At 39.8% G+C, this 23319-nt stretch carries 18 protein-coding genes and 2 pseudogenes (1 of these 20 cut by a window edge); 6 read left to right on the plus strand and 14 right to left on the minus strand.

Translation table 11 applies throughout. The features are described 5' to 3' along the window. On the plus strand, positions 1 to 24 hold the 3' end of the coding sequence (locus CLV95_RS00045; RefSeq protein ID WP_002731820.1) for a glycerol-3-phosphate dehydrogenase/oxidase. The gene continues 1629 nt to the left of window position 1, outside the view; the window shows 24 of its 1653 coding nt (coding positions 1630–1653); its start codon lies beyond the left edge, outside the window; its stop codon occupies positions 22 to 24. Between the two features lie 666 nt (positions 25 to 690). Here CLV95_RS00045 and CLV95_RS00050 read toward each other — a convergent pair. From CLV95_RS00050 to CLV95_RS00085, 8 genes and pseudogenes are all read right to left on the minus strand, one after another. After that, a complete protein-coding gene (locus CLV95_RS00050; RefSeq protein ID WP_016749702.1) occupies positions 691 to 1368 on the minus strand; it encodes a hypothetical protein in 678 nt (225 codons plus the stop codon). Further along, positions 1316 to 1810 (minus strand): hypothetical protein, encoded by a 495-nt coding sequence (locus tag CLV95_RS18555; protein ID WP_002731828.1) that lies wholly within the window; start codon positions 1808 to 1810, stop codon positions 1316 to 1318. Before CLV95_RS18555 ends, CLV95_RS00050 begins: the two co-directional genes overlap by 53 nt. A 95-nt stretch (positions 1811 to 1905) precedes the next feature. Next, positions 1906 to 3663: an RNA polymerase sigma factor RpoD gene (gene rpoD, locus CLV95_RS00060; RefSeq protein ID WP_002736775.1), complete on the minus strand. Its 1758-nt coding sequence runs from the start codon at positions 3661 to 3663 to the stop codon at positions 1906 to 1908. A gap of 15 nt (positions 3664 to 3678) precedes the next feature. Then, positions 3679 to 5478 (minus strand): DNA primase, encoded by a 1800-nt coding sequence (dnaG, locus tag CLV95_RS00065; RefSeq protein ID WP_002731906.1) that lies wholly within the window; start codon positions 5476 to 5478, stop codon positions 3679 to 3681. Between the two features lie 18 nt (positions 5479 to 5496). Further along, a complete protein-coding gene (locus tag CLV95_RS00070) occupies positions 5497 to 5943 on the minus strand; it encodes a GatB/YqeY domain-containing protein (RefSeq protein WP_002722519.1) in 447 nt (148 codons plus the stop codon). A gap of 57 nt (positions 5944 to 6000) precedes the next feature. Beyond that, a pseudogene (rpsU, locus tag CLV95_RS00075) lies at positions 6001 to 6218 on the minus strand (30S ribosomal protein S21). A 193-nt stretch (positions 6219 to 6411) separates the two neighbouring features. Then, positions 6412 to 6624, minus strand: coding sequence for a hypothetical protein (locus tag CLV95_RS00080; protein ID WP_002731714.1), 213 nt, complete (start codon positions 6622 to 6624; stop codon positions 6412 to 6414). 308 nt (positions 6625 to 6932) lie between these two features. Then, positions 6933 to 7376, minus strand: coding sequence for a hypothetical protein (locus CLV95_RS00085; RefSeq protein WP_002722601.1), 444 nt, complete (start codon positions 7374 to 7376; stop codon positions 6933 to 6935). 155 nt (positions 7377 to 7531) lie between these two features. Between CLV95_RS00085 and fbp the strand changes: the two genes are divergently transcribed. Next, positions 7532 to 8560 carry a class 1 fructose-bisphosphatase gene (gene fbp, locus CLV95_RS00090; protein WP_002722592.1) on the plus strand — a complete coding sequence of 343 codons (1029 nt, stop codon included), beginning with the start codon at positions 7532 to 7534 and terminating at the stop codon, positions 8558 to 8560. Positions 8561 to 8890: 330 nt separating this feature from the next. Here fbp and lvrB read toward each other — a convergent pair. The 4 genes and pseudogenes from lvrB to mgtE all read right to left on the minus strand — a co-directional run bounded on the left by lvrB (position 8891) and on the right by mgtE (position 15660). After that, positions 8891 to 10037: pseudogene (gene lvrB / locus CLV95_RS00095) on the minus strand (hybrid histidine kinase/response regulator LvrB). A gap of 16 nt (positions 10038 to 10053) precedes the next feature. Beyond that, positions 10054 to 12573, minus strand: coding sequence for a hybrid histidine kinase/response regulator LvrA (gene lvrA, locus CLV95_RS00100; protein ID WP_002731734.1), 2520 nt, complete (start codon positions 12571 to 12573; stop codon positions 10054 to 10056). 977 nt (positions 12574 to 13550) lie between these two features. Next, positions 13551 to 14231: an LA_2219 family laminin/E-cadherin/plasminogen-binding protein gene (locus tag CLV95_RS00110; RefSeq protein WP_002722587.1), complete on the minus strand. Its 681-nt coding sequence runs from the start codon at positions 14229 to 14231 to the stop codon at positions 13551 to 13553. Between the two features lie 37 nt (positions 14232 to 14268). After that, positions 14269 to 15660, minus strand: coding sequence for a magnesium transporter (gene mgtE / locus CLV95_RS00115; RefSeq protein WP_002722569.1), 1392 nt, complete (start codon positions 15658 to 15660; stop codon positions 14269 to 14271). Between the two features lie 138 nt (positions 15661 to 15798). On the opposite strand from mgtE, the gene CLV95_RS00125 reads away from it, so the two are divergent. Further along, complete coding sequence (locus tag CLV95_RS00125) at positions 15799 to 16821, plus strand: OmpA family protein (protein ID WP_002722584.1); 1023 nt, start codon at positions 15799 to 15801, stop codon at positions 16819 to 16821. After that, positions 16821 to 17783 (plus strand): cation diffusion facilitator family transporter, encoded by a 963-nt coding sequence (locus CLV95_RS00130; protein ID WP_002722517.1) that lies wholly within the window; start codon positions 16821 to 16823, stop codon positions 17781 to 17783. Before CLV95_RS00125 ends, CLV95_RS00130 begins: the two co-directional genes overlap by 1 nt. A gap of 30 nt (positions 17784 to 17813) precedes the next feature. On the opposite strand, the gene CLV95_RS00135 is transcribed toward CLV95_RS00130, so the two are convergent. Further along, positions 17814 to 18170 carry a hypothetical protein gene (locus CLV95_RS00135; RefSeq protein ID WP_032850693.1) on the minus strand — a complete coding sequence of 119 codons (357 nt, stop codon included), beginning with the start codon at positions 18168 to 18170 and terminating at the stop codon, positions 17814 to 17816. Positions 18171 to 18303: 133 nt separating this feature from the next. Between CLV95_RS00135 and CLV95_RS00140 the strand changes: the two genes are divergently transcribed. After that, entirely contained in the window at positions 18304 to 19815 is a 1512-nt protein-coding gene (locus CLV95_RS00140; RefSeq protein WP_002731903.1) for a 2-isopropylmalate synthase, read from the plus strand. Positions 19816 to 19912: 97 nt separating this feature from the next. Here the strand turns inward: CLV95_RS00140 and CLV95_RS00145 are convergent, their stop codons facing one another. Next, a complete protein-coding gene (locus CLV95_RS00145) occupies positions 19913 to 20479 on the minus strand; it encodes a peptidoglycan recognition protein family protein (RefSeq protein WP_002731844.1) in 567 nt (188 codons plus the stop codon). An 812-nt stretch (positions 20480 to 21291) separates the two neighbouring features. Here CLV95_RS00145 and CLV95_RS00150 point away from each other — a divergent pair. Next, positions 21292 to 23301: an oxidoreductase gene (locus tag CLV95_RS00150; RefSeq protein WP_011671738.1), complete on the plus strand. Its 2010-nt coding sequence runs from the start codon at positions 21292 to 21294 to the stop codon at positions 23299 to 23301. The last annotated feature ends 18 nt before the right edge of the window (positions 23302 to 23319 follow it).

Below are 23319 nucleotides of genomic sequence, written 5' to 3' on the forward strand. Positions count from 1 at the left end.
AGTTTGAAAAATTCGTATCGATGACGGAAGCGAAAATTGGAATATTAGAAATATCTAATTCTAAAATGAGGAATTTCCGCCGCAATTCCGAAGGCAAACATAATAGCTACAGAGAAGCCCCTTTCTCTATACTGTTTTTAGGGTTGGATATATCTATGCTGAATATAAAATGCGACTACCTGATTCTATCTGTTGGATCGAACTCGAATTGAGATTCCACGCAAGGTAATACTTTGCTATTTCATAATCAGAAGTAAATGAAAGGAACTAAGAGCCGGTCTCAAAACCTTAGGAATGTAAAAGCTATTACAATTTTAAAGGACGGGAGAAAACCGCCAATGTGACGGTTTCTGTAGGAACTCCCACGTTTTTTAAAAACTTGCAGGATCGTTTAAAGATATTTTTCTCTAGGTTTGAGACGGGTTTTTAGTTGTGTCGTAGATAAATTTTTGTTTCTCAGTCGGCGAAACATAGGACAGAATAGCATTCAACAATCCTGCTTTACGGATATAAGAAGGATCGCCGTTATATATTAACTTTGAAAAAAACCTTCAGTTAATATATTTTCTAATGTAATATTTTTTTGTTTATTATCCGCTCGATATAGAATCACAATCGAATCTCAAATCAATACGTTAAATTGAGAGAGGGAATCATTCGGTAAGCGGCGATTACGTTCGTTATTTGCTTTCAATTAATTCGACAATTTATACCAACATATTTATCTTGTGGATTTACGAAGTCAATGTGTGGACAACTAAAGGAATACCATGCAAAACGAAATATAACTTCGGGTTTGTCTTTAAAAAGTTTTCCTATCCATTGTTCTTTTGAGTTAGGAACCTCGGGATCGTTTATACCAAAGTTTAATGATGCTATAACTGTTCCCTCACGTTCGTTGAACATTCTCTCAAGAACCGCACTATCCTTTTTCTTATCTATAACAATCAAATGTCGGTCTTGAATCTGACGATCATTTGGTTCTGTATAATCTTTTATAAAAATTTGATAAGTATTTGTTTCGTATAAATATGTTTGTTCTTTTATCGCACTTTTATGTTTATATTGTTTTTCCTTTTCGGATAAATTACTTTTTCCTATTGGAAATTTTTTAGTTTTGATTTTTTGCCAAACAATAGGTTTCATTTGTCCTTGCGTAAAAGGATTTTCTTTACCAATAAAAACCAACGCGTCGGTAAAATCTCTCCCAAGTCCGTTTAAATAGTGTTCATTTATTTCGAACCCTATCAGATAGCCGCTTTGCCCACAAGGACCATTTCTATAGTTATATAAGGATGTAGAAAGGCGACTACCTTTAGTTTTTAACAGAAAAAGAATGTAGTACGTCTGTTGAATAATCGTAAACAAACACGTTGTCTGTTTCTGAAATTTTTGTTCTTGATAGAAATCTTTTTCTATCCGTTGAGCTTAATTTAAAATATCGAAAACTGTCCTTATTTAAATTTTTAAGATTTGAAATAGCGAACCAGTCTGGAACTTCGGGTAATGGTGGTAAACGCGGATCTATATCAGGCAGTGGTATAAAACCGACTTTTTTGTGTGCAAGTTGTTCTAAATCTTCTATCAAATGTAAGCCAAGCTCTTTAGTGTGTGTTCTTGTAGCGTTTAATTTAGAATAGTTATTAAAAGTAAGTTCGTCTGAAGTTACGATTTCCACTTTTTTTGTTTCGGTATTATTTTCGCCATCAGTCGCTATGACTTCTGCTTTTTTAACTCCTAATTTATTGTCACTACAAGAAATAAAAGTGAAAATTGATAACCCTAAAATTGTAAATATTCGTCTCGTCATCTTATCGCTGGTTGTGTTCTTACTTTTGGAAGTAAAATTCTCTCTTCCGAGAATCGTAGAAACTCCTACAAAACTTCAATTCTTTCAAATCAAAATCAACCGTCGATATAATCCTTCAACTTCTTAGAACGAGATGGGTGTCTGAGTCTTCTAAGCGCTTTTGCTTCGATCTGACGGATTCTCTCTCTCGTAACTTTAAATTGATAACCGACTTCTTCCAGAGTTTGAGGATAACCGTCGTCTAAGCCGAAACGCATACGGATCACTTTTTGTTCCCGTGCGGGCAAAGTATGAAGTACCTGACGGATCTGCTCCGCAAGGATACTAGACGCGGCGGCATTCACAGGAGTTTCCACTTCCGTATCCGGAATAAAATCACCGAGTTCTGAATCCTCTTCGGAACCGACGGGAATTTCAAGAGAAATCGGTTCTCTAGCAACATTTTTGACCATCTTTACTTTTTGAACGGGCCAACCGAGCCTTTCCGCAATTTCTTCATTGTTTGGATCGCGTCCGAACTCTTGAATGAATAATCTGGTTTCACGAATCACCTTATTGACTTGTTCGATCATATGGACTGGAACGCGGATCGTTCTAGCTTGATCGGAAATAGCTCTTGTGATCGCTTGACGGATCCACCAAGTTGCGTATGTGGAAAACTTATAACCTTTCTTATACTCAAACTTATCTACCGCTTTAATAAGGCCTATGTTTCCTTCCTGGATCAAATCAAAGAAGTGCATTCCACGGTTCGCATAACGTTTCGCTATGGAAACTACGAGTCGGAGATTTGCCTTAACGAGTTCCTTTTTAGCCTGGGAGATTTCCCTTTCACCTTTAATAATCTTTTCGCCCCAATCCTTGATCTCTTGAACTGTGGATCCCGCTTCCTGTTCCATACGACGAAGTTTTCTTTCGTTGTTTCGAATGTCTTTGATGACCTCTCGAACTTCATCGATGTTAACTCCCATCTTGACTTCAATGTCGTCTAACTTCTCGTTCTTTTCGATAAATCTGTTGAACGCCTTGATATCCCGAACGTCCTGGCCATACTGAGCCTTGATTTTCAAAAAGTGGCGATCGATTTCCTTGATTCTAAAAACCATGGACTTGATTTTTTGGGAAATTTTTTGAATCTCTTTTTGGGAAACTCCGAGTTCTTGGATCGCGTTATGAATGATTTCCGTAGAAGCGTCTATTTTCTCTTTAAACTCTTTGAATTTTTTGGAAGTTTCAGAATACTTTCGAATTTTGGAAACGGCTTCCTGAAGAACCTTTTCCTGTTCTTGGATTACTAGAATATTTTTGAAAAATAATTCCTCGAGCTTATGGGCTTCTTCCGCATTTAAAGCATACATTTTATCGACACGAATCAGATCGTAAACTTTGATCTTCTTGCTGCGGATCTTCGGTAAAAGTTTAATGTAGTTCGCTCTGAGAATGGAAGAACTCAAGATCGTCTCTTCGATGATCTTCTCGCCCTTCTCTATTCTTTTTGCAAGAAAGACCTCGGTTTCACCGGAGATCAGACTTACCTTTCCGATTTCTCTTAAATAAAGTTTGATCGGATCTTCGGAACCGCTCGCGGACGCGGAGGATTCTTTTTTCTTTCTCGCCGGTTTGGAATCGTCTTTAGGAACGAGAGTGGAAGCGGGTTCCAGAGTGTTTCTGGTGTATTCTTCCACGATTTCGATTCCCATTTCGTGTAATAGGGTAAAAAAATCGTCTATCTTTTCTGAGTTCAGAATTTTGTCGGGAAGTATCTCATTGATATCATCATAAGAAACTTCTCCGTTTGCCTTTCCAAGAGATATAATCTTCTGAACCTCAGGCATGCTTTGCAGATTTTCCATTCCATTCCCTCTAAATTATGTGGTAGCCGATTGATTCCGGATATGCTCCAGAATCTTTTCTTTTTCTTTACGATAGAAACTCAGTTCCGTAAAGATTTCGGGTGTAAAAAAACGTTCTCTTTTTTGATCGAGTTCCCGAATTCTTTCCTCAATCCGAAACTTCTTTTGTTGCAACAAAAGAAGTCGAAAAACCTTATGCAGTTCTCCCGGCTCTATCTTTTCGGAATCCTCTTCCAAAAGATAAGGAGCCAGGGTTTGTTTTAAATCCTCGGGAAGTTCCGAAGACAAAACCTGCACGGGAGAAATTTCACCTTCTCCCGTATAAATCGTGTATAAATAATCCCAAAGAAAGGAACTCGTAATATCCATGAATTCCATCGAAGAGATTTCTTCTGAATAAGAAAAAAGTCCCGTGTGTTTGACCAGCATAGAGATGATTTTTCTCTCACAATCCAACGCCGGAGCTGAGATCCCTTGGGTTTCCTTTACGTTAGAACTAGTATCGGCATTCAAGGGTCCATTCTTTCCCCCGGTCCCGCCTTTAAAATCACGAAGGACCGCATCCATGCTGATCCCCAGTTTGTTCGCGCCAAGCCCCAGAAAAAACTGTTTATCCGTTTCCCGATTTAAAGTTTGAGTAAAAGAATACAGATTTTGAAGAGATCTTCTTTTTTTCTCAGGTAAAGCCCTTGAATCCGCATTTTCGAGCAATTCTTCCACAACGAATTCGGAACCTTGAATTTGATTCGAAATGATTTCGTGAAGTTCGGGACGACTCAAAGATTTCGCTAGATCGAAAGGATCCTTTCCTTCGGGTAACAGTACGATGGAAGATTCCATTCCTTCTTTGAGGCAGATTTCTGTGGCTCTCAGTGCGCCTTTTTTACCAGCGATGTCTCCGTCTAAAACGAAGACCACTTTTTCGGCGAACTTCTTCAAAGTACGGATGTGGTTTTCCGTAATCGCAGTCCCCATTGAAGCGATCACGTTTTCGTAGCCTCTTCTCACAAGTCCGATGACGTCCAGATAACCTTCAACGAGCATCACTTCTCCGGTCTTACGTACTCCCTCTCTCGCTCTGAAAAAATTATAAAAAGTACGACTCTTATCGAAGACCACGGACGCGGGACTATTGATGTATTTTGCTTCCTTACCCGGACCTAAAATTCTCCCGGAGAATGCGATCGTTCTTCCGGATAAATCCAAGACCGGAAACATGATTCGATCGCGGAAGAAATCGTAAGGTCGATTGTTTCCGGGTTCTTTTTCACGGAGAAGTCCGAGCTGAATCGCACCCGCGATCTCCTCTTTGGTCCTGAGAACTTCTTTGGCGAGTGTATCAAAACCTTCGGGTGTGTAACCGAGACCGAAAAGACGGATTTCGGAATCTTCGATCTCCCTGGATCGTAAATAATCGAGCGCATTCTTTCCGACCGGAGTGTGCAACAGATGTTGATAATATTCGGAAACCTTTTGATTGAGTTTATAAAGAAAGTCTGATATTTCCGAGACCTTCGCGTTTTTTTCTTCGATCGGAATTCCGGAATACTCGGAAAGGATTTCGAGAGATCTTGAAAAATCGACCCTCTCGTAATCCATCACAAATCGGATGAGATCGCCGGAGGCCTTGCAGCCGAAACAGTAATAGAATTGTTTCTCCGCGGATACGTTGAAAGAAGGAGATTTTTCTTGGTGAAATGGACAAAGTCCTAAAAAATTCTTTCCTCGTTTTTTAAGCGGAACAAAACGAGAAATATAGGACTCAATGGGGACTTCCCGGTGAATTCGATCGATGAAATCCTTTTTGTTAGACAAAGGGGGCTCACTTAAGATTCAGGAAAGCTTGGATTTCACAATTGCCGAAACTTTAGTACCGTCGATGCTTTTTCCTTTGAATGCGGCCATGACTCGACCCATAACTTTTCCGATATCCTTTGCAGTCGGTTGTAATTCCGCAAAAATTTGATCAATCGTTGCAATGATTTCCGATTCTGGAAGCTCAGGTGGAAGATACTCTTTCAGAACGGAAGCCTCACCTTCTTCCTGAGCTAAAAGATCGTTCCTTCCCGCCTTTTGATACATTTGGATCGCATCCAGACGTCTTGCATAAGCCTTTTTGATGACGGAAACGACTTGGTCGTCCGCGAGTTCTTTAGCTCCGGTTTTGGTTAATTCGTACTGAATATCGGATTTGAGAAGGCGAAGCGTGGAAAGATGAGGTTCTTTTTTTGCTTTCATCGCCTCTTTCAGATCGTCATTGATTCTTCTCTGCAGGGACATATTTTTAAGATTTAAATAAGTGAAATGGAGAGATTCCGATTCAACAAGATCTAAACGTTAAGCCTTATCTTTTTTTGAGAAAAGACGTTTTTTCTTTTCTGCTTTTCTGCTTTTCTTTTTGCGGACTCGATCGCTTTTTTCTTTTTGATACTCGGTTTTTCAAAGTATTCTCTTCGTTTAATTTCGCTCATAATACCTGCATTCGCACAGTCACGTTTGAAACGTTTCAAAGCAGATTCGATCGATTCTCCGTCTTTTACAATGATTCCTACCATTCGATTTTTAGATTCCTTCGTTGAATTGGATTTCTCCAAACGATTTCATTTGAAGACTAAATTGTGTATAAAAGAACTATCTATTTTTGTATAAAATAAATAGATAGATTTACGATATCAGAAAAGAAGGGTATTATGTCAAGAGTTTTCCGACAAAATCTCAAAAAGAAGTCGTTTTTCCTACAATTTCGGTTCAAGCGGCAAAGAATTCTGCTTTTTGGATCTCGGAAATTTCGATTTGAGCAACAACACCGGACTTCCCATTTTTAATTACTACGTCTCCGTTCAATCTTCTATTTTTATCTAGCTCGATTACAGTTCCGTTTTTCAAATGAAGAATGATGTCGATTCCTCTGTAATCGATGTATCGTGCCAAGGTGTTCTTAAACTTTTCTGCTTGATCCATTTCTTCCTCCGAGGATTGTCCTCGTGAAAATTTACGGTACAAACGTTCATTCTCTGAAGAACTTTTTAAAAAAGATTAAACTTACAACGCGTCCCAAAACTTAATTCTGCTTTATCAGAAAGATCAAGTTGGTAACTCAGGCGTCTCGCTTCTATTGGCGCTCGAGAAACTCAGGCGTCTCGCTTCTATTGGCGCTCGAGAAACTCAACGTCTCGCTTCTATTGGCGCTCGAGAAACTCAACGTCTCGCTTCTATTGGCGCTCGACGGGTTTATATACATTTGTTTCATTCAATTCGCTTAACAAACGTCATGTACTTTTGGAAGAAACGAGTAAATGTTTCCAGATTGGTTCGATAGAATCGATAGGGGAATTTAGTTCCATAAATTGAATCTCATAATCCACAATAAGATGATTTACTTGAAAGACAACCTCATCAAATCTCGCTTCAACAACTTCCGTTTTACAGTCAGGAGATAGGGTAAGAACCGATCGTGGGTTCAGGACGTACAATTTATCGTAAGGGCGAAGATAAGCTTGAATGATCGATTTTAGCTCCTTCATAATTTCACCGGATCTCTGCTCCCCCAGTAATTTGAAATAAGAATACAAATCCTGAAAATGAAAATGTGTGATTACAATTTCGTTACTCAAAGAATTCCGAATGTCTTTTATAATCTGATCCGAAAATTCTTCGAAAGGATCTTCTGTAATTTTATACCTATACGCGATCGGTTTGACTACGGATTCCATGGGAGACTCCTTCTTCTCATAGTATCGGATGAGAATCTTCCGAAAAATCGCAAGATTCTTTTTTTCAAGTAAGAATGGACTTCTTAAAAAAGCTTTTCGCTTGAATTCGAAGGTGCTCGAAAAACTCTGTTGGAATCATTTTCCAAGAGGAATCTATGTCTGTTCACCCTACACAAACATTGAGTCTTTCCCAATACTTGATCGAGGAACAACTCAAATTACCCCAAGCAACCGGAGATTTTACGGCTTTGATGAGCCATTTGGTCTATGCAGCCAAGATTGTTTCCAGAGAGGTTCGAAAAGCGGGACTTTTAGAAAATATTCTTGGTTCTAACGAAACTGTAAACGTTCAGGGAGAAACCCAAATGAAATTGGACGAATATGCGGATAAGGTTTTCAATCATACCTTGACTCGTTCTGGCCATCTTTGTATCTTAGGAAGTGAAGAACATGAAGAAACCGTTTCTGTTCCGAGTGGGTATAAAATTGGAAAATATACGATCGCAATCGATCCACTCGACGGTTCTTCCAATATAGACGCAAATGTTTCCATCGGAACTATTTTCTCCGTTCATTTGAGAAAAAGCCCGGCCGACACTCCAGGAACATTGAGTGACCTTCTCCAACAAGGTTCCGGCCAAAGAGCCGCCGGTTACGTTTTGTACGGATCCTCCACGATGCTTGTGCTCTGTACGGGCAAAGGAGTTTCCGGATTTACGTTGGACCCCTCTTGTGGAGAATTTATCCTTTCGCATCCCGATATGCAAATGCCAGAGACTGGAGGCATTTACTCCATCAACGAAGGAAATTATAACTATTGGTCCGATGAAGTGAAAAACTATATCCGAGACATCAAATCGATCGAAGGTGGGAAAAAACCTCAGTCCGGTCGTTACATCGGTTCTTTAGTTGCTGACTTCCACAGAAATCTTTTGAAAGGTGGAATTTTCCTTTATCCAAATGACACCAAGTCCACAAAATATCCAAACGGTAAATTAAGGCTCCTTTATGAAGCGGCTCCTATGGCGTTTATCGCAGAACAAGCTGGTGGGATGGCTGTTACCGTTTATGGAGAAAGAATCCTGGATCTCACTCCAAAGGAACTCCACGAACGCACAACCTTGGTTGTTGGAAGTAAAAAAGAAGTGGAACACTTTTTAAAGTTTGCTCCGAAAAAACCTTAGAATCGTCCTAAATCTTATCGAGCGACCGTAAAAGCGAGACACTTTAGTTTTTTCGAGCGCCAATATGAATGGTTAGAACTTAACATACCAATTTGGAAACAAACTCTTAATTAAATCCTTTTCGATTTTTAATCGATAAATCGTTGAGGAATTTGATTTAGAATGAATTATTTTCATCTGTGTTTTTGAAACACAATCACTCTTGCCAGCAGTTGTTATAAAGTAGTGTAGATCTCTCACAGATTGAATCACCAAAGTGCGAGGAATACGCCCAACTTTAAGAAAAAGTTTTCCTTATCTAAGAAATACAGAATTATGTTTTGACAAAGTTTATTGGTTGTTCGGGTCAAAGATCGGAATTCTTAAATAGAAACGAGTATATCTGCCAGGTTCGCTTTCAAAGTCAAGATTTCCTCCGTGTTCCTTTGCAATCCCTAAACTGACTGACAAACCCAGACCAGTCCCTTTATCAGCCGCCTTCGTAGTAAAAAAGGTTTTAAAGACGGATTTTTGAATATCGATCGGGATTCCTGTGCCGAAATCCTGAACTGCAAATTCCGCATATCTCTTGTTATCTTCTTTTACAATGGAATTTTCTAAGATAATTCTCTTTTCTTCGTCATATTCCGGATATTTTTGATTCAGACTATCTACGGAATTATTCACAAGATTTACGAGGATTTGAAGGATTTGTCCTTCCCTACATTGAATCAAATGCCCCGGTTCAACGTTTTTCCAAGAAACGTCGATTCGATTCATTTTAAAAATTTGTTGTGTGATCGACTCCAGTTTCACAAGAATTTCGCCGACTTCCACGGGACGAAGAGAACCCTTATCGTCCCTGGAAAACCGAAGAAGATTTTTCATAATGGTGGAGATTCGTGCACTTTCGTCTCGAATCTTGGAAGCCAATTGTTTTGTTTTATCGGCGTCCACTTCCCCTTTTGCTATTATTGCCGCGTATTCCGAAATCGCGATCAAAGGATTGTTGATCTCATGTGCCATGGTTCCCGCCATCACACCCATTGCTTCTAATTTTTGGCTTTGTCTCAGTTGTTCTTCCAATTCGTATCTTTCTTTTTCCGCCTTGATTCGTAATTCATGATCTTCTAATTCGTGTAAGGCTCTTTACCGCGGGAAGAAGTTTTTCAATCCTGTCCTTGAGAACATAATCAGTCGCGCCCATGGTAAGCGTTTGTATAGCCGCATCTTCGCCATAAGTTCCCGAAACAAATATGAACGGCGTTGTAGGACAGATTTTTTTAGCCAATTTCAAAGCTGAAAACCCGTCGTATTTTGGAAGACTGAAATCGGACAGGATTAGATGAGGTTTTTGATCCAGGATCGCTTGTGAGAATCCTTCCGAATCACTGACATGAATCGGGTAGTAATCAATCTTAGCACGATTCAATTGTCTTTGAATTAATTCCAAATCAACTAAGGAATCTTCTAAAAAAAGGAATTTCCATCTATTCATGTTTAATACCGTTTTTCTATATTTTTATGATGCCTTCATAAATATTTTCGTTCTCCGAAAGTTTCGGAAGAGTAAATGAAAATTTGGAACCCTTATTCACCTCTCCTTCTGCAAATACCTGTCCACCATGACGCTGTACAATTCTCGCTACAATTGCCAAACCAACTCCAGTCCCTTCAAATTCTTCCTGTGTATGCAATCTTTGAAATACCTTGAATAATCTATTCGAATAAGTCTTATTAAAGCCGACCCCATTGTCTTCTACGAAGTAAACGTTGGATCCATCGACTTCCTCGAAACCGATTTTGATCATGGGACGTTCTTTCGTAGACGAATACTTGACCGCATTTGAAATCAAATTCATCCATACCTGTTTGAGAGCGCTCCCATTTGCAAGGGCGTTCGGCAATTCATTCAGTTGAAACGAATAACTCTTTTTCGGATAATTTTGAAGAACAGCTGCGATCACCTCCTCGACCATCCTATTCATATCGACGATTCTAGTATTCAGATCTATCTTAGAGATTTTATGAAAATTCAAAAGGTCTTGGATAAGATTATTCATATAAATCACATTTTTTTGTATGGTCTTAAGCAATCGTAACGCTTCTGAATCCATTTTTTCGGAAAAATCCTCTAAAACGATTTGGAGAAAACCTTCTATCCCTAAAATCGGAGCGCGAAGATCGTGCGATACGGAATAACTGAAAGATTCCATATCTCTATTCGCGTTTTCCAAAGCTTCAATCGTTTTTTTTAATACGGCAAAATTGTGAACTTTAATGCTCAGCTCTTCCGGAGTAAACGGCTTGATAAGATAATCTTGCGCCCCTTCCTGAAGAAGTTTAATCCTGAAATTTTGGTCGGACTTTGCGCTTAAAAAAAGAATATATGTACCGGAAAGTTCCGGGATCTTTCGGATCTCCTTTACCATCTGATCCCCGCTCATCACAGGCATCATAATATCGGTGACAATAACATCCGGCTTTTCAAGAATCGCTTTTTCTAAACCTTGTTTTCCGTTCGAAACAACCCAAAGATTAAAATCAGAGGATAACGTATTAAAAACGTACTCCCTCATTTCCGCGTTGTCTTCCACGATTAAAACCTTAGGACGATTATAAATAGTGGACGATCCCTTCGTTTCGACCTTGTTTTTCTTCAATTCATTGATATCACTCATCAAAGCGGGAATCAATTCTTCCGTTTCAATCGGTTGTTGAATTTCTTCGACATGAACCGGAGCATAAATCGGAATCTGGACCTTAAAAAGTGCTCCACCCAAAAAAGAGTCAAAAACTCCGATAGAACCAAGATGTAGATTCACAAATTCCCTCGCAATTGCAAGTCCAAGCCCCGTTCCTCCGAAAGAACGGGAATCTCCCTCTTCTCCCTGTCTGAATTTTTCGAAGATTTGATCCCTCAGATGAACCGGAACTCCTGGACCGTTATCGGCGACGTAAATGTAAGCCGTCGCACTTTCCATTTTCAAAGTACAATGGATCTTACCGGAATCGGGAACGAATTTAAACGCGTTTGAAATGAGATTCAAAATGATTCGTTCCATTTTAGGAACGTCTATCTGAATTGGAAAATTTTTAGGAAGATCCAATACAAAATCTATATTCCTTTCGTCGGCTACGGAATTAAAATGGGCAGCTATGTCCCGTATCATATCGGATAGATTTGCATTCGAATATCGTAATGTCATCTTACCGGCTTCCAATTTGGAAAGATCCAAAAGATCGTTTACATGTTTTAGAAGTGTATAGGAATTTCTCTCTATGGTTTCTAAAAATGCACGTTGAGTCGCGGAGATTTTTTGATCCTTCAGCAAAGTTCGAGTCGGACCTATGATTAAAGTCAAAGGTGTCCTTAACTCATGACTCACGTTGGCAAAGAATTGAGATTTCAATTGATCCATATCAAACAAACGTTTGTAAATCTCCTGAATTTCTTTTTCTCTCTGAGTCAGCTCTTCATTGAGTTTGAGGAGCTTTTTATTGTTATTCTGAATCTCCTGAGCTCTTTGATAGATCTCGGTTTCCATGGAGGCTGTCAGATTTTTAAGTTCCTCCGTGAGTTTATTTTGCTCTTTTCCCTTGTTCTTGAGTCGAACAAACTCGGTAACCTCCTCCGCTTTATGAACGATATAAATCACTCTTCCTTTTTCGTCTAAGATAGGAGAATTCATCGGACTCCAGTATTTTTCTTCAAATCCACCCCCTTCCGATTCTGGTCTCCTAACGTCGTATTTTTGAACTGCCATTGTGTTCGGAGCTTTATCTTTCAAAACGAGTAAAAGAGAAGCGTACAAATTACTTGCACCGTCCGCATTTGGATCCGAAGGATTATCCGGGAAAACATCAAAAATTCCCCGACCGAGAATCTCATCCCGTTTTGTATTTGTTGCTTTCAAATAGGATTCACTTACCGCGACAATTCGAAAATCGGGACTAAGGATTAAATAAAGCCCAGGAAGCGACTCAAAAATGAGCCGATATTCACCTTGTTTTAAATCGGTCGAATTCATCATAAATTTCTAATTCCATTTCGAAATCACTTCAAAGTCATACCCAACTTTATTTCGGGTCATGAGGACATAAAAGTATCAAAAATTAAATGGAATTTCAAACTTTTTTTACTGAAATTTATATTTAGATTCGTTTTAATAAAAAAGTGTAACATAATTATTTAAAAAGAAGTCAATTTTTCTAAAATAAAAATTTATTCCCAATAATCTTTCCATACTCGGATAGATGCATTTTTGGAAAGAAATTATCGTCGAAAGTTCAATATTTCATCCCATTTAAGACACAACGACGTTTTAAGGTAGGATGAAGTGTCTTACTCCGTCTTTTGAAAGAGACAAAAACGAAGAGCTTTTGCAGTATCCTAGTACACTTTTTTGAAAAAGTGTACACTTACGTTATTCAATCAATTTTTCCACAATCCAAACTTTATGATGAAACCCGCTCTGCGCTTAAGAACTATTTTAAACTCAGAAAATCCGAAAATGATAGAAATAAAAAAAGAATCTTTCTAAAATTCCCGAGTTTGTATTTAGAAACAATCTTGATAAATTTATAGATTCGTAAAAGTCATCGGGCTGAGATGAAAAACTAAAAAATACAAGGAAGATTTCGTCCGAATATCAAGAGCTTGTCCCAAATCTGTCGAGCGCCAATAGAAGCGAGACGCTGAGTTTCTTCGAGCGCCAATAGAAGCGAGACGCTGAGTTTCTTCGAGCGCCAATAGAAGCGAGACGCTGAGTTTCTTCGAGCGCCAATAGAAGCGAGACGCTGAGTTTCTTCGAGCGCCAATAGAAGCGAGACGCTGAGTTTCTTCGAGCGCCAATAGAAGCGAGACGCTGAGTTTCTTCGAGCGCCAATATAAGCAAGACGCTGAGTTTCTTCGAGCGTCAATAGAAGCGAGACGGCTTGAGTTTTAAAAAAATGTAGAGCTTTTTAGATATTAGAGTTTTAGAATTCTTTAAAATGCAACTTGAAAGAATTATTTCCTACGGATAACTTCCTTTTTTAGCTCTTCTTTGACTGCATCGCGTGTACTACCCGTTTTGTTTTTTAATTCCAAAGAATAGTGGATCTGAAATTTGGTAATGATCGGTTTTTCCTCGGAATGTTCCATAATCCAACGCGTCACGTCGTTTTGAACGATCTTAGCGAGGTCGTTGATTCTGGGCACCCTAGTATTAAAGCGAATCGTCTCAAAAGCCCCCGTATTTCCATTGAGCACAACGATGATAATTCCATCGTCTATAAAATTGATTTTGTTAAAACGGACCAACTCTTCGCTGATAAGGGCGTCTCCGCCCTTATCCACTTTTCTTCTGATAAATTTGGAACCCCTCAATTGACGAAGTTGATAGCTGTCGCTTGAAATATAGACTCGGAAATACTCCAGAGGATCCTTAGAGGGCCTTAAAAAAGAATCCGGATCGCCGGTGTTCAAACGAACTTCTTTTCCTTCTTCGTCTAATATAATCTCGTTTTCTCCAGCAGGATTTGGAACCGACGTATATTTTGCCTTTTCGTTTTCCGAAATTTCCGCACTGGAACAAGAAAAGACCAAAAATAAACCGAAACTCGTTCCCCCAAGTAGGATCATCTTTTTTAAAATAGACATTAATTTCTGTTTCTCCGAAACCGACTTCTGATGAAAAAATTCGAACATAACTAGGACAGACTCCGATTATTTTTATTTTAAAATATCATAATATTTGAATGAAAATTGTAGCCAATCCCAAAAAACAGAAAAAACCGAACACGTCCGTAAAGGTGGTTACAAAAATCGAGGAAGCAATTGCAGGATCGATTCCCAAAACGCGCAACAGCAGTGGAATCGAAGTCCCTATCACCGCCGCAACCGCTAAATTTGCCTGCAAAGCCATAAACATGACCATAGAAAGAGTGAAATTTCCGGTAAAAAAATAAACCATTAGACCCGCAACGATTCCAACCATAAATCCGTTGAGAATTCCTACAAGCCCTTCCTTTCTTATGGCAGATTTCCAATTTCCGGTGGTAAGATCCCCGGTCGCCAGATTCCGCACGATCAATGTGATCGATTGTGTTCCCGCGTTTCCTCCCATACCCGCGACAATCGGCATAAGAGAGGCCAGGAGCACGTATTTTTCGATCGTCCCTCCGAAAAAAGAAACGACCGATGCCGCAAGAGAAGCCGTTCCCAAATTGATCAAAAGCCAAACCATCCTCCTTCTCACCGAAGTAAGAACGGAAGAAGACAACCTCTCCTCTTCAGATACTCCTCCCAGACGAAGAATATCTTCCGAAGCCTCTTCATGAACGATATCCAAAATATCATCCACCGTAATTCTTCCCAAAATTCTTCCAAGATCGTCAAGTACCGCCACGGAGACCAAGTCGTATTTACGAAACATCTTTGCAACTTCCTCCTGGTCGGTATCGTAATGAATCGAAGTGAATCCGGTTTTCATCAGACGATTTACTTTTGTATTGAGCGGCGCCAAAAATAGGTTCTTTAGTTTTACGTAACCTTTCAGTATGTTATTCTCATCCGTGATGTATAAATGATAGATATCGTCCGTATCCCTTGCAATCTTTCTGAGCTTGATGATCGCCTTTCGAACCGTATCGGTTTCCACAGCCGAAGCGAACAAAGTGTTCATCAAACGTCCCGCGGAATATTCCCGAAACGTAAGTTGTTTTCTGACTTGGGAAGAATCCTCCGCGTCGATGGAATTCAATATTTCTTCGGCTTTGTCTTTTGGAAATTCGGAAATCAGACTTGATAATTCATCCGTTTCTAAATTTTCCAAAATCGGAGAAATTTCCTTCACTTGGAAACGAGAGATTAAGTCCGCTTGGAATTCCTCGTCGAATTCTACAAGAATCGAACTCTGCAACTCGGAATCACACCGTTTGAATACGGAAAATGCCTCGTCTTCCTCTAATTTTTCCAAAACCTCCGCTATGTCCGCAGGATGATTCCGTTTGAGAAAACGATCTAAAAAAGAATTTTCTCCGGCTTTGATTTTTTCCGAGAAAAATTCGATCCATTCTTGAGAGGAAGGATTCGCTTTTTCAGAAAATAATCCGTGTTCGATTCCTCTTTCTTCCATAAACTTCTCTCCAAGAAACGGTTTTTAGTGAACAGAATTGAAAACCGAACGACCCGATCAATGAATTTCCAAACAAGCCTCAAAAAAGGAGTGACCCGATCGTAAACCGCTCCATCTTAGAAAGAAAGTGTAATCACGATGAAGACGTTTTTGAAATTCCATTTCCTTTTTTTCTTCGGTTTGATTTTTTCCACAAACCCAGTTTCCGCGGATACGTTTTATTATCCTTGGGAATACAACAAAGTGTATAACGAAAAAATCGCCTTGGAAATCGAGTTAGATTCTTTGAGAACCAGATACAGAAATGAAACCGAAAATTCCAAAAAGGAACGTTTGGAATTCGATTCTAAAATCCGATCTTTGAACGAATTGCTTTCAAGAGAAAAGGAATTCAGAGAGAAGGACAACGACCTGAACGAGGAAAAACTTAAGGTATTAGAGAATCAAATCGCGGTTTTAAAATCGAAAAGTTCCAGTAAAGAAAAAGAGCTGATCGAAGAAAGTGAAAGACAAGGCAAAAAATTCAGAGACCTCCTGGATAACTTAAAGGATGAATTGGAACAAGAAAAAACCGCTTGTCAAAAAAAGGCCGAGGCCCTTCAAAAAGAATACGAGAAAAAAGTTGCGTATCTTGAAGCTAGAATTCTTGCATTAAACGATGAAATTTCCAGATTGAAAAATCTTTCGGAAAACCAGAAAAAAGAATTGGATCGTCTAGCAGATCAAGCGAACGAATTAGAGAACAAACTCGGCGACGAAATTAAAAAAGGCCAAATCCGCCTCAAACGATTTCACAATCGTCTCGTCATCAATATCGACGATAGAATTTCCTTCGATTCCGGCTCGGCCGACTTAAAAAAACAAATCCTCCCGGCTTTGGATAAGATCAAAGAAATCCTGGGCAACTATCCGGGAAATTTGATCATCATAGAAGGTCATACGGATAACGTTCCGATTCGAACCAGAAAATTCTCCGATAACTGGCAACTTTCCGGAGAAAGGGCTCTCTCTGTGCTTCATTACTTTTTAGAAAGTAAAATTTTAGATCCTAGAAACTTCTCTCTAGCAGGTTATGGAGAATTCCAACCAATCGTTTCCAACGACACTCCTGAAAATAGGGCTCTCAATCGTAGAGTGGACATTGTAGTCGTTCCACGTTGATGGATGATTTTTTTCAACTTCATCATGTAGAAAGAAGCCAGGAGAAAGGGCTGAAAAGATCGATCCTGCTAGCGATTTTAGTCTCTTTTTCCATCTTTCTAGTAGAGGTGTTCGGGGGGATCCAAAGTGGAAGTATCGCCCTTCTTGCCGATGCGGGTCATATCATTACAGATGTGATCGCATTGTCCTTATCTCTGATCGCCGTGCTGCTCGCTTCTCAAAAACCAAATCATCGATTTTCCTTTGGTTATTATCGAATCGAAATACTGACTTCTCTTCTCAATTCGATTTTAATTTTCGGGATTTCGTTTTATATTTTTTACGAAGCCACGGAAAGATTTCAAAATCAAAAAGAGGTTTTGAGTTTTCCTATGATCTTTTACAGTGTTTCCGGAATCGTTCTCAATCTAATCAACGCTTGGATCTTGTTTCGCTTTAGCGCCGAAAACATCAATATCAAATCGGCTTATATTCACGTTTTAAGCGATCTTCTTTCCACTGCGGGTGTTTTAATCGGTTCCATTTTGATTTATCTTACGAACTGGAACTGGCTTGATCCTTTGATCAGCATCTTGATTTCGATTTTGATTCTACGTTCCGCTTGGGGAATTTTTCAGGAAAGTATTTCCATTCTCTTGGAATCTTCGCCTCAAACATTCGAAATTTTGCATATTCTAGAACACATTCGTGAAATCGAAGGAATTCGTCAAATTTTGGACTATCATTTTTGGGCGATCACCAGAGGAGTTTACGCTTGTACTTTAAAAGTCTCGGTTGTCGATCTAAAACATACGGAAGGAGTCATTTTCAATTCCAATCGAATCTTAAAATCAAAATTCGGGATCGATTACATTACCATTCAATGCGAAACCCCGGCTCTAATTGAAAAAATCCAAGGGTTACCTCTCGCAGACTTTCACGGGACCCAGGAACACGGCCATGGACATTTCCACCCACATTGAAATTTATTCACTTAAAGAAACGCCGGTCTCCTACATTTCGAAATAAAACCAAAGCCGATTTTTCCAAGGATCTAAAACAGAAATATACTTTGAATCCTGAACCTCGATCGTAAATCCTCTGGAAAGCAAAAGAACCTTTAAATTCTCCCACTCTACCTTCCCTATTCGAAACGTTAATGTTCCGGGATTGACGGGACAATTTTGGGACTCTTTGCTGAAAATTAAAATTCCTTTTTCGTCCGGCCAGAGAAGTTCCGAGTGTGTTCCGGAACTGACTACTATTTTTAAACCGAAAAGCTCGGAGTAAAGATTTGCAGATACGGAGCAATCCGTGGATTGAAAGTTAGATGCGTAAAATTGAATCATTCTTTTAATAAATACGATCATTCTAAAAAAGGAGTCTCGATTTTCCAATTCGTTATTTCCATTTTAAAAGAATACAAATTCCATCCGTTTAATTAGTTGTCTAAAGAGTAAAAACCCAAAAAACTGGAAGAAGAATTTTTTTGCGAGAATCATAATGGCAACAGATCAAAAGGACTATGTTCGCATATTCGATACCACTCTCAGAGACGGAGAACAATGTCCCGGAGCCGCAATGACGGAAAACGAAAAATTGGAAATCGCCGCTCAACTCGCAGCGATGAAAGTGGACATCATAGAAGCCGGATTTCCAATTTCTTCTCCCGTTCAATTTCAAGCCGTGGAAAGAATTGCAAGAGAAACGGAAGGACCGACCATCGCTGCTCTTGCAAGAGCCATGAAAGCCGATATTGAAGCCGCATTTAAAGCCCTACAACCTGCAAAAAAAAGAAGAATTCATACGTTCGTTGCTTCCTCTCCGATCCACATGAAATACAAACTTGGAAAAGAACCTAAAGAAGTTTTAAAAATGGCCGTGGAGGCAGTGACTCTCTGTAAACAGTTCGTAGACGACGTCGAATTTTCCCCCGAAGACGCAACCAGAAGTGAACCGGAATTTTTAAGAGAACTCTGCGAAGCAGTAATCGCCGCCGGTGCAACTACAATCAACATTCCGGATACCGTCGGTTATACCACCCCATCCGAATATGGCGGTCTTTTTAAATTCTTGCTTACGAACGTGAGAGGAGCCGAAAAAGCGATTTTTTCCGCACATTGCCACAACGATTTAGGACTTGCCACCGCAAACTCTTTGGCAGCAGTTCAAAACGGCGCTCGCCAGATAGAATGCACAATCAATGGTATCGGAGAAAGAGCCGGCAATACCGCCATGGAAGAAATCGTCATGGCAATGCGAACTAGAAAAGACACGTTCGGAATTCAGACTCGGACCAAAACGGAAGAAATCGCAAGGGCTTCCTATCTCGTAAAGACGATTACGGGAATGCTAGTTCAACCGAACAAAGCGATCGTAGGAGCAAACGCTTTCGCACACGAGTCCGGAATCCATCAAGATGGAGTCATCAAACACAGAGAAACTTACGAGATTATGAAACCCGAAACCGTTGGACTTTCTTCCAACAGAATGGTTCTCGGAAGACATAGCGGTCGCGCAGGATTCAAGGATCGGATCGTAAAACTCGGCTTTTCTCCTCAAGCAGAAGAACTAGAGGCCGCTTACCAAAGGTTTTTGGAAATTGCGGACAGAAAAAAGGAAATCTATGACGAAGACATTCGCGCTCTTTTTTCCGAAGAAACCAGAAAGTCAACGGGAGATCGTTTTCAATTGGAAGGTTTTACCGTTTCCACAGGAACCAAAAGTACTCCAACCGCGGGTGTGAGAATTTTGATCGACGGACATGTCAGAGAAGAATCCTCTACTGGGGACGGCCCCGTAGACGCTATCTATAAAGCGATTCAGAAAACGACGGGAATGGACCCGGAAGTTTCCAGACTCGTTATTTCTCCCGTTACCGAAGGACAAGATGCAATGGCGGAAGCTTCCGTGACCTTGCAATACAAAGGAGATCGTGTCGTTGGCAAAGGAAGTTCCACAGACATTATCGAGGCTTGCTCCAGGGCTTATATTTCTGCACTGAATCGATTTTAATTTTTTAAAATATTCAAAAACTCACTTTTGGAATCCAAAACAAAACAATCTAATCGCGACCATGCGGCAAAGACTTATCCGCGCGAATTATTGTATTCTAATCCTTACGTTGTCTTTTTAATAGATCTTCCACTCTTTTTTTAAAGCCGATCCAGTCCTGCGGATGAGTGTTGTACCAGCGAGGACAATCTTTCCATCCGACTATACCTTGATGGGTCCACAGGTCGTTTACGTCTAAATTGTATTTAAAGCATAGCTGAGCGGTTAGTCTAGCCGCGCTATCTAGAGTTTTTTCAGTAAACTTTCCCGTCATATCCTGAACACACTGTTCAATCCCAATCGTATAAAAATTAGGACTATCCGGACCTAAACGTTTTTCTTTTTCAGGAGTGTAAGTTTTACTACCACAATGATATGCGATTTCATCTAGAGGAATACATTGTACAATCTCCCCAACGAGCCCTACTGCAAAATGTGCACTTGCAAAACGACCTTCCGGAGCTTTCAAACTTTCAAAATAATCGCGAATGTTCTGAGCCGTGGCATTCGGTAAAGCCGTCCAATGCAACACGATCCCTTTCACTTCCTTTATTTTATCCCCCGGTCTGCTATGTGGATTTGGAGTCAGAAAATCCTGTTTTATATGCAAGTCGGTTTGAATCATGCATAACCCCTCTATAATTGGAATTATAATAAATTATAGACCATAAACGAACCGACAACAAGTTTTATGTTTTGAATATTTTAACGAAAAATATTCCATAATAAATTACTTAAGTATCCATACACATCTCCAGATTTAATTAGAACATTAAATAGAGTTTTTGAAAAAGTTTAGGCTAACAAAGCTGCTTCAATCAACCGTTTTTATAAAACAGAAACGGATGGAGAATTTATTTTCAAAAATTATAATAAACTTCTTTTATTCATTTCTATAAATTTTTTAGCACCAAAACGAACACAACAAAAGAAATACAAATAGAAAGATTCAAAGAAACACAGCATTCTTTTTATGCTTCGAAGTAGTAATACAAAAGAATCAACTACAAGATCACAATTACCATAAAATTCAATATTCATAATATATAAGATTTACCTAAACTCGCTTGGATTCCATTGTCATCTGCATTAAAGGTTGGTTTTTGTTCTGATGTTAAGACTTGTTTCATCTCGGAGGATTTCCTCATCATAATTCTCAAAAAATTATCCGATACTTCGATAAGATAAATAATAAGAAACAAAGATTGGCCTCGTCCCTGATTTTCGCGCTTCGATCAGCCCCTGGTCCGGAAAATGCATCTCATCAAATAAGAATCGGTCAAGTTATGATATCAAATAAAATCGGCATAAAATATCGCGATGTATATCTGCGTAAAAATCGAAAACGATTTTTAAAGATGAAACATAATTCTCTTGCCCGTTTTCTAATCCGTTTTCAAGATAGAAAGGAAAGATTCTCCATAAAAAAGGTTTGTTATGAAATATTTAGAAATTTTCCAACCGATCCAAATCGGTTCGATCACTCTTCCGAACAGAGTTATCATGGGCTCTATGCATTTAGGATTGGAAGGAATGCCAATGCCTGTGGAAAGAATGATCGCCTTCTACGGTAGACGTTTTGATGGAGGTGCTTGTTTTATCACGACAGGAGGAATCGCCGTTAACCACGCGGGAAGGGGGGCCAATATTTTCTTTAATTTCCAGAAAGAAGAGGACTGTAAGGAACTATCCATCGTGGCAAACACACTCAAACCAAAAGGAATTTTTTGCGCTCAACTCTTTCACGCAGGAAGATACTCATATCATAGAGACCTAGTCGCTCCTTCTGCATTCAGGGCACCTATCAATCGCTTTATTCCAAAAGCCCTTTCTGAAGAAGAAGCCTGGAAAACCGTAGAAGATTTCGGAGACTCTGCGCTCAAAGCGAAAGAAATAGGTTTCGGTGCCGTAGAAGTGATGGGAAGCGAAGGTTACTTAATAAACCAATTTTTTTCTCCCGTTACAAATCATAGAGAGGATTTCTTTGGTGGAAGTCCCGAGAAAAGAATGAACTTTGCGGTCGAAGTCATGAAAAACGTACGCAAAAAGGTGGGAAAAGATTTTCCAGTAATTTATCGTATGTCTGGAATTGATTTGATCCCAGGCAATCCGACTTTTGAAGAAGTGATCCTTCTTGCTGAAAAACTAAAAGCAACAGGTGCCGATGCACTCAATATAGGAATCGGTTGGCACGAATCCAGAATCCCTACAATTTCCATGCTTGTTCCCAGAGGGGCCTGGGCAAAAATTTCCGGAAAAATCAAAGAAAAAATCAAGGATATTCCGATCATCGCATCGAATCGAGTCAATATGCCGGAAGTTATGACTCGGATTCTAAAAAACCACGAAGCAGACATATTAAGCATGGCAAGACCTTTTTTAGCGGATCCTGATATTGTTAACAAGATTCGAGCGGATCAAGAAGAAAGAATCAATACCTGCATCGCCTGCAACCAGGCTTGCTTAGACCATACATTCAAAGAACAATTGGTCTCCTGTTTGGTCAATCCTTCCGCCAATAGGGAACTTGAAATCGGTAAATTGAAAGTAGCAGACAAAAAGCATGTGGTAGTAGTCGGTTCCGGACCTGGAGGACTTGAATCGGCAAGGATCAGTGCGATCCGAGGCCATAAAGTAACCGTGTTAGAAGCAACCGATAAGATCGGAGGACAACTCAATCTCGCCGCACAAATACCGGGGAAATCGGAATTCTTTGAAACAATTCGTTATTTCAAAAACGAACTTAAAAACTTAGGAGTGGAAATTCAATTTGGTCATCATGCCACGTTAGACAGCATTCTGGCACTCAGACCGGACGCCGTCATTTTTGCGACCGGGGTCAAACCAAGAGAATTTTCACTTCCGGGAATGGAAAAAAAGAAAACGGCTTCTTACGCGGACTATCTTTCCGGAAAATTCAAGCCGGGTGATCAGGTGGCGATTATCGGAGGAGGAGGAATCGGTTGTGACGTAGCTCATAAACTTACGGAAGAAGATTCTCCTACGATTGATTCCTACTTCCATCGCTACAATGTGAAATCTTATACGAACGCGCAGATCCAAAAAGAAAAACCGAATCGCAAGGTTTCCATCTTTCGAAGATCCGGAAAAATCGGATCCGGCCTTGGAGCGACAACCGCCTGGGCCTTACTTCAAGAACTGGAATCGAAAGATGTCGGATTTTACACTTCTCTTAATTATAAAGAAGTCACGGATCAAGGATTGGTCGTTGAAACCAAAAAAGACGGACCGATCACGATCGAATGCGATTCTATCATTCTTTGCGCGGGACAACTCAGCGAGGTTTCCCTTTACGAAGAATTCAAGGCGAAATTCCCGGAAATTCCGTCGTATCTGATCGGAGGTGCAAAGGATGCTTCCGGAATCGATGCAAAACGTGCGATGTTGGAAGGATTTGAGGCGGCGCTTGGAATCGGAGTAAATTAAAATTGCCGGTTTTCGGCT

Origin of the sequence: Leptospira borgpetersenii serovar Javanica, from assembly GCF_003046425.1 — a bacterium.
In the GTDB taxonomy this organism is placed as follows: Bacteria; Spirochaetota; Leptospiria; order Leptospirales; family Leptospiraceae; genus Leptospira; species Leptospira borgpetersenii.

Excerpts from the sequence above, each read along its gene's own strand:
- rpoD (WP_002736775.1), bottom strand. The coding sequence starts at position 3,663 with ATGGAAAATCTGCAAAGCATGCCTGAGGTTCAGAAGATTATATCTCTT.
- CLV95_RS00125 (WP_002722584.1), top strand. The coding sequence starts at position 15,799 with ATGAAGACGTTTTTGAAATTCCATTTCCTTTTTTTCTTCGGTTTGATT.
- CLV95_RS00080 (WP_002731714.1), bottom strand. The coding sequence starts at position 6,624 with ATGGATCAAGCAGAAAAGTTTAAGAACACCTTGGCACGATACATCGAT.
- CLV95_RS00085 (WP_002722601.1), bottom strand. The coding sequence starts at position 7,376 with ATGGAATCCGTAGTCAAACCGATCGCGTATAGGTATAAAATTACAGAA.
- CLV95_RS00145 (WP_002731844.1), bottom strand. The coding sequence starts at position 20,479 with ATGATTCAAACCGACTTGCATATAAAACAGGATTTTCTGACTCCAAAT.
- mgtE (WP_002722569.1), bottom strand. The coding sequence starts at position 15,660 with ATGGAAGAAAGAGGAATCGAACACGGATTATTTTCTGAAAAAGCGAAT.
- CLV95_RS00070 (WP_002722519.1), bottom strand. The coding sequence starts at position 5,943 with ATGTCCCTGCAGAGAAGAATCAATGACGATCTGAAAGAGGCGATGAAA.
- CLV95_RS00150 (WP_011671738.1), top strand. The coding sequence starts at position 21,292 with ATGAAATATTTAGAAATTTTCCAACCGATCCAAATCGGTTCGATCACT.
- CLV95_RS00130 (WP_002722517.1), top strand. The coding sequence starts at position 16,821 with ATGGATGATTTTTTTCAACTTCATCATGTAGAAAGAAGCCAGGAGAAA.
- CLV95_RS18555 (WP_002731828.1), bottom strand. The coding sequence starts at position 1,810 with ATGACGAGACGAATATTTACAATTTTAGGGTTATCAATTTTCACTTTT.
- fbp (WP_002722592.1), top strand. The coding sequence starts at position 7,532 with ATGTCTGTTCACCCTACACAAACATTGAGTCTTTCCCAATACTTGATC.
- CLV95_RS00135 (WP_032850693.1), bottom strand. The coding sequence starts at position 18,170 with ATGATCGTATTTATTAAAAGAATGATTCAATTTTACGCATCTAACTTT.
- CLV95_RS00140 (WP_002731903.1), top strand. The coding sequence starts at position 18,304 with ATGGCAACAGATCAAAAGGACTATGTTCGCATATTCGATACCACTCTC.
- lvrA (WP_002731734.1), bottom strand. The coding sequence starts at position 12,573 with ATGATGAATTCGACCGATTTAAAACAAGGTGAATATCGGCTCATTTTT.
- CLV95_RS00110 (WP_002722587.1), bottom strand. The coding sequence starts at position 14,231 with ATGTTCGAATTTTTTCATCAGAAGTCGGTTTCGGAGAAACAGAAATTA.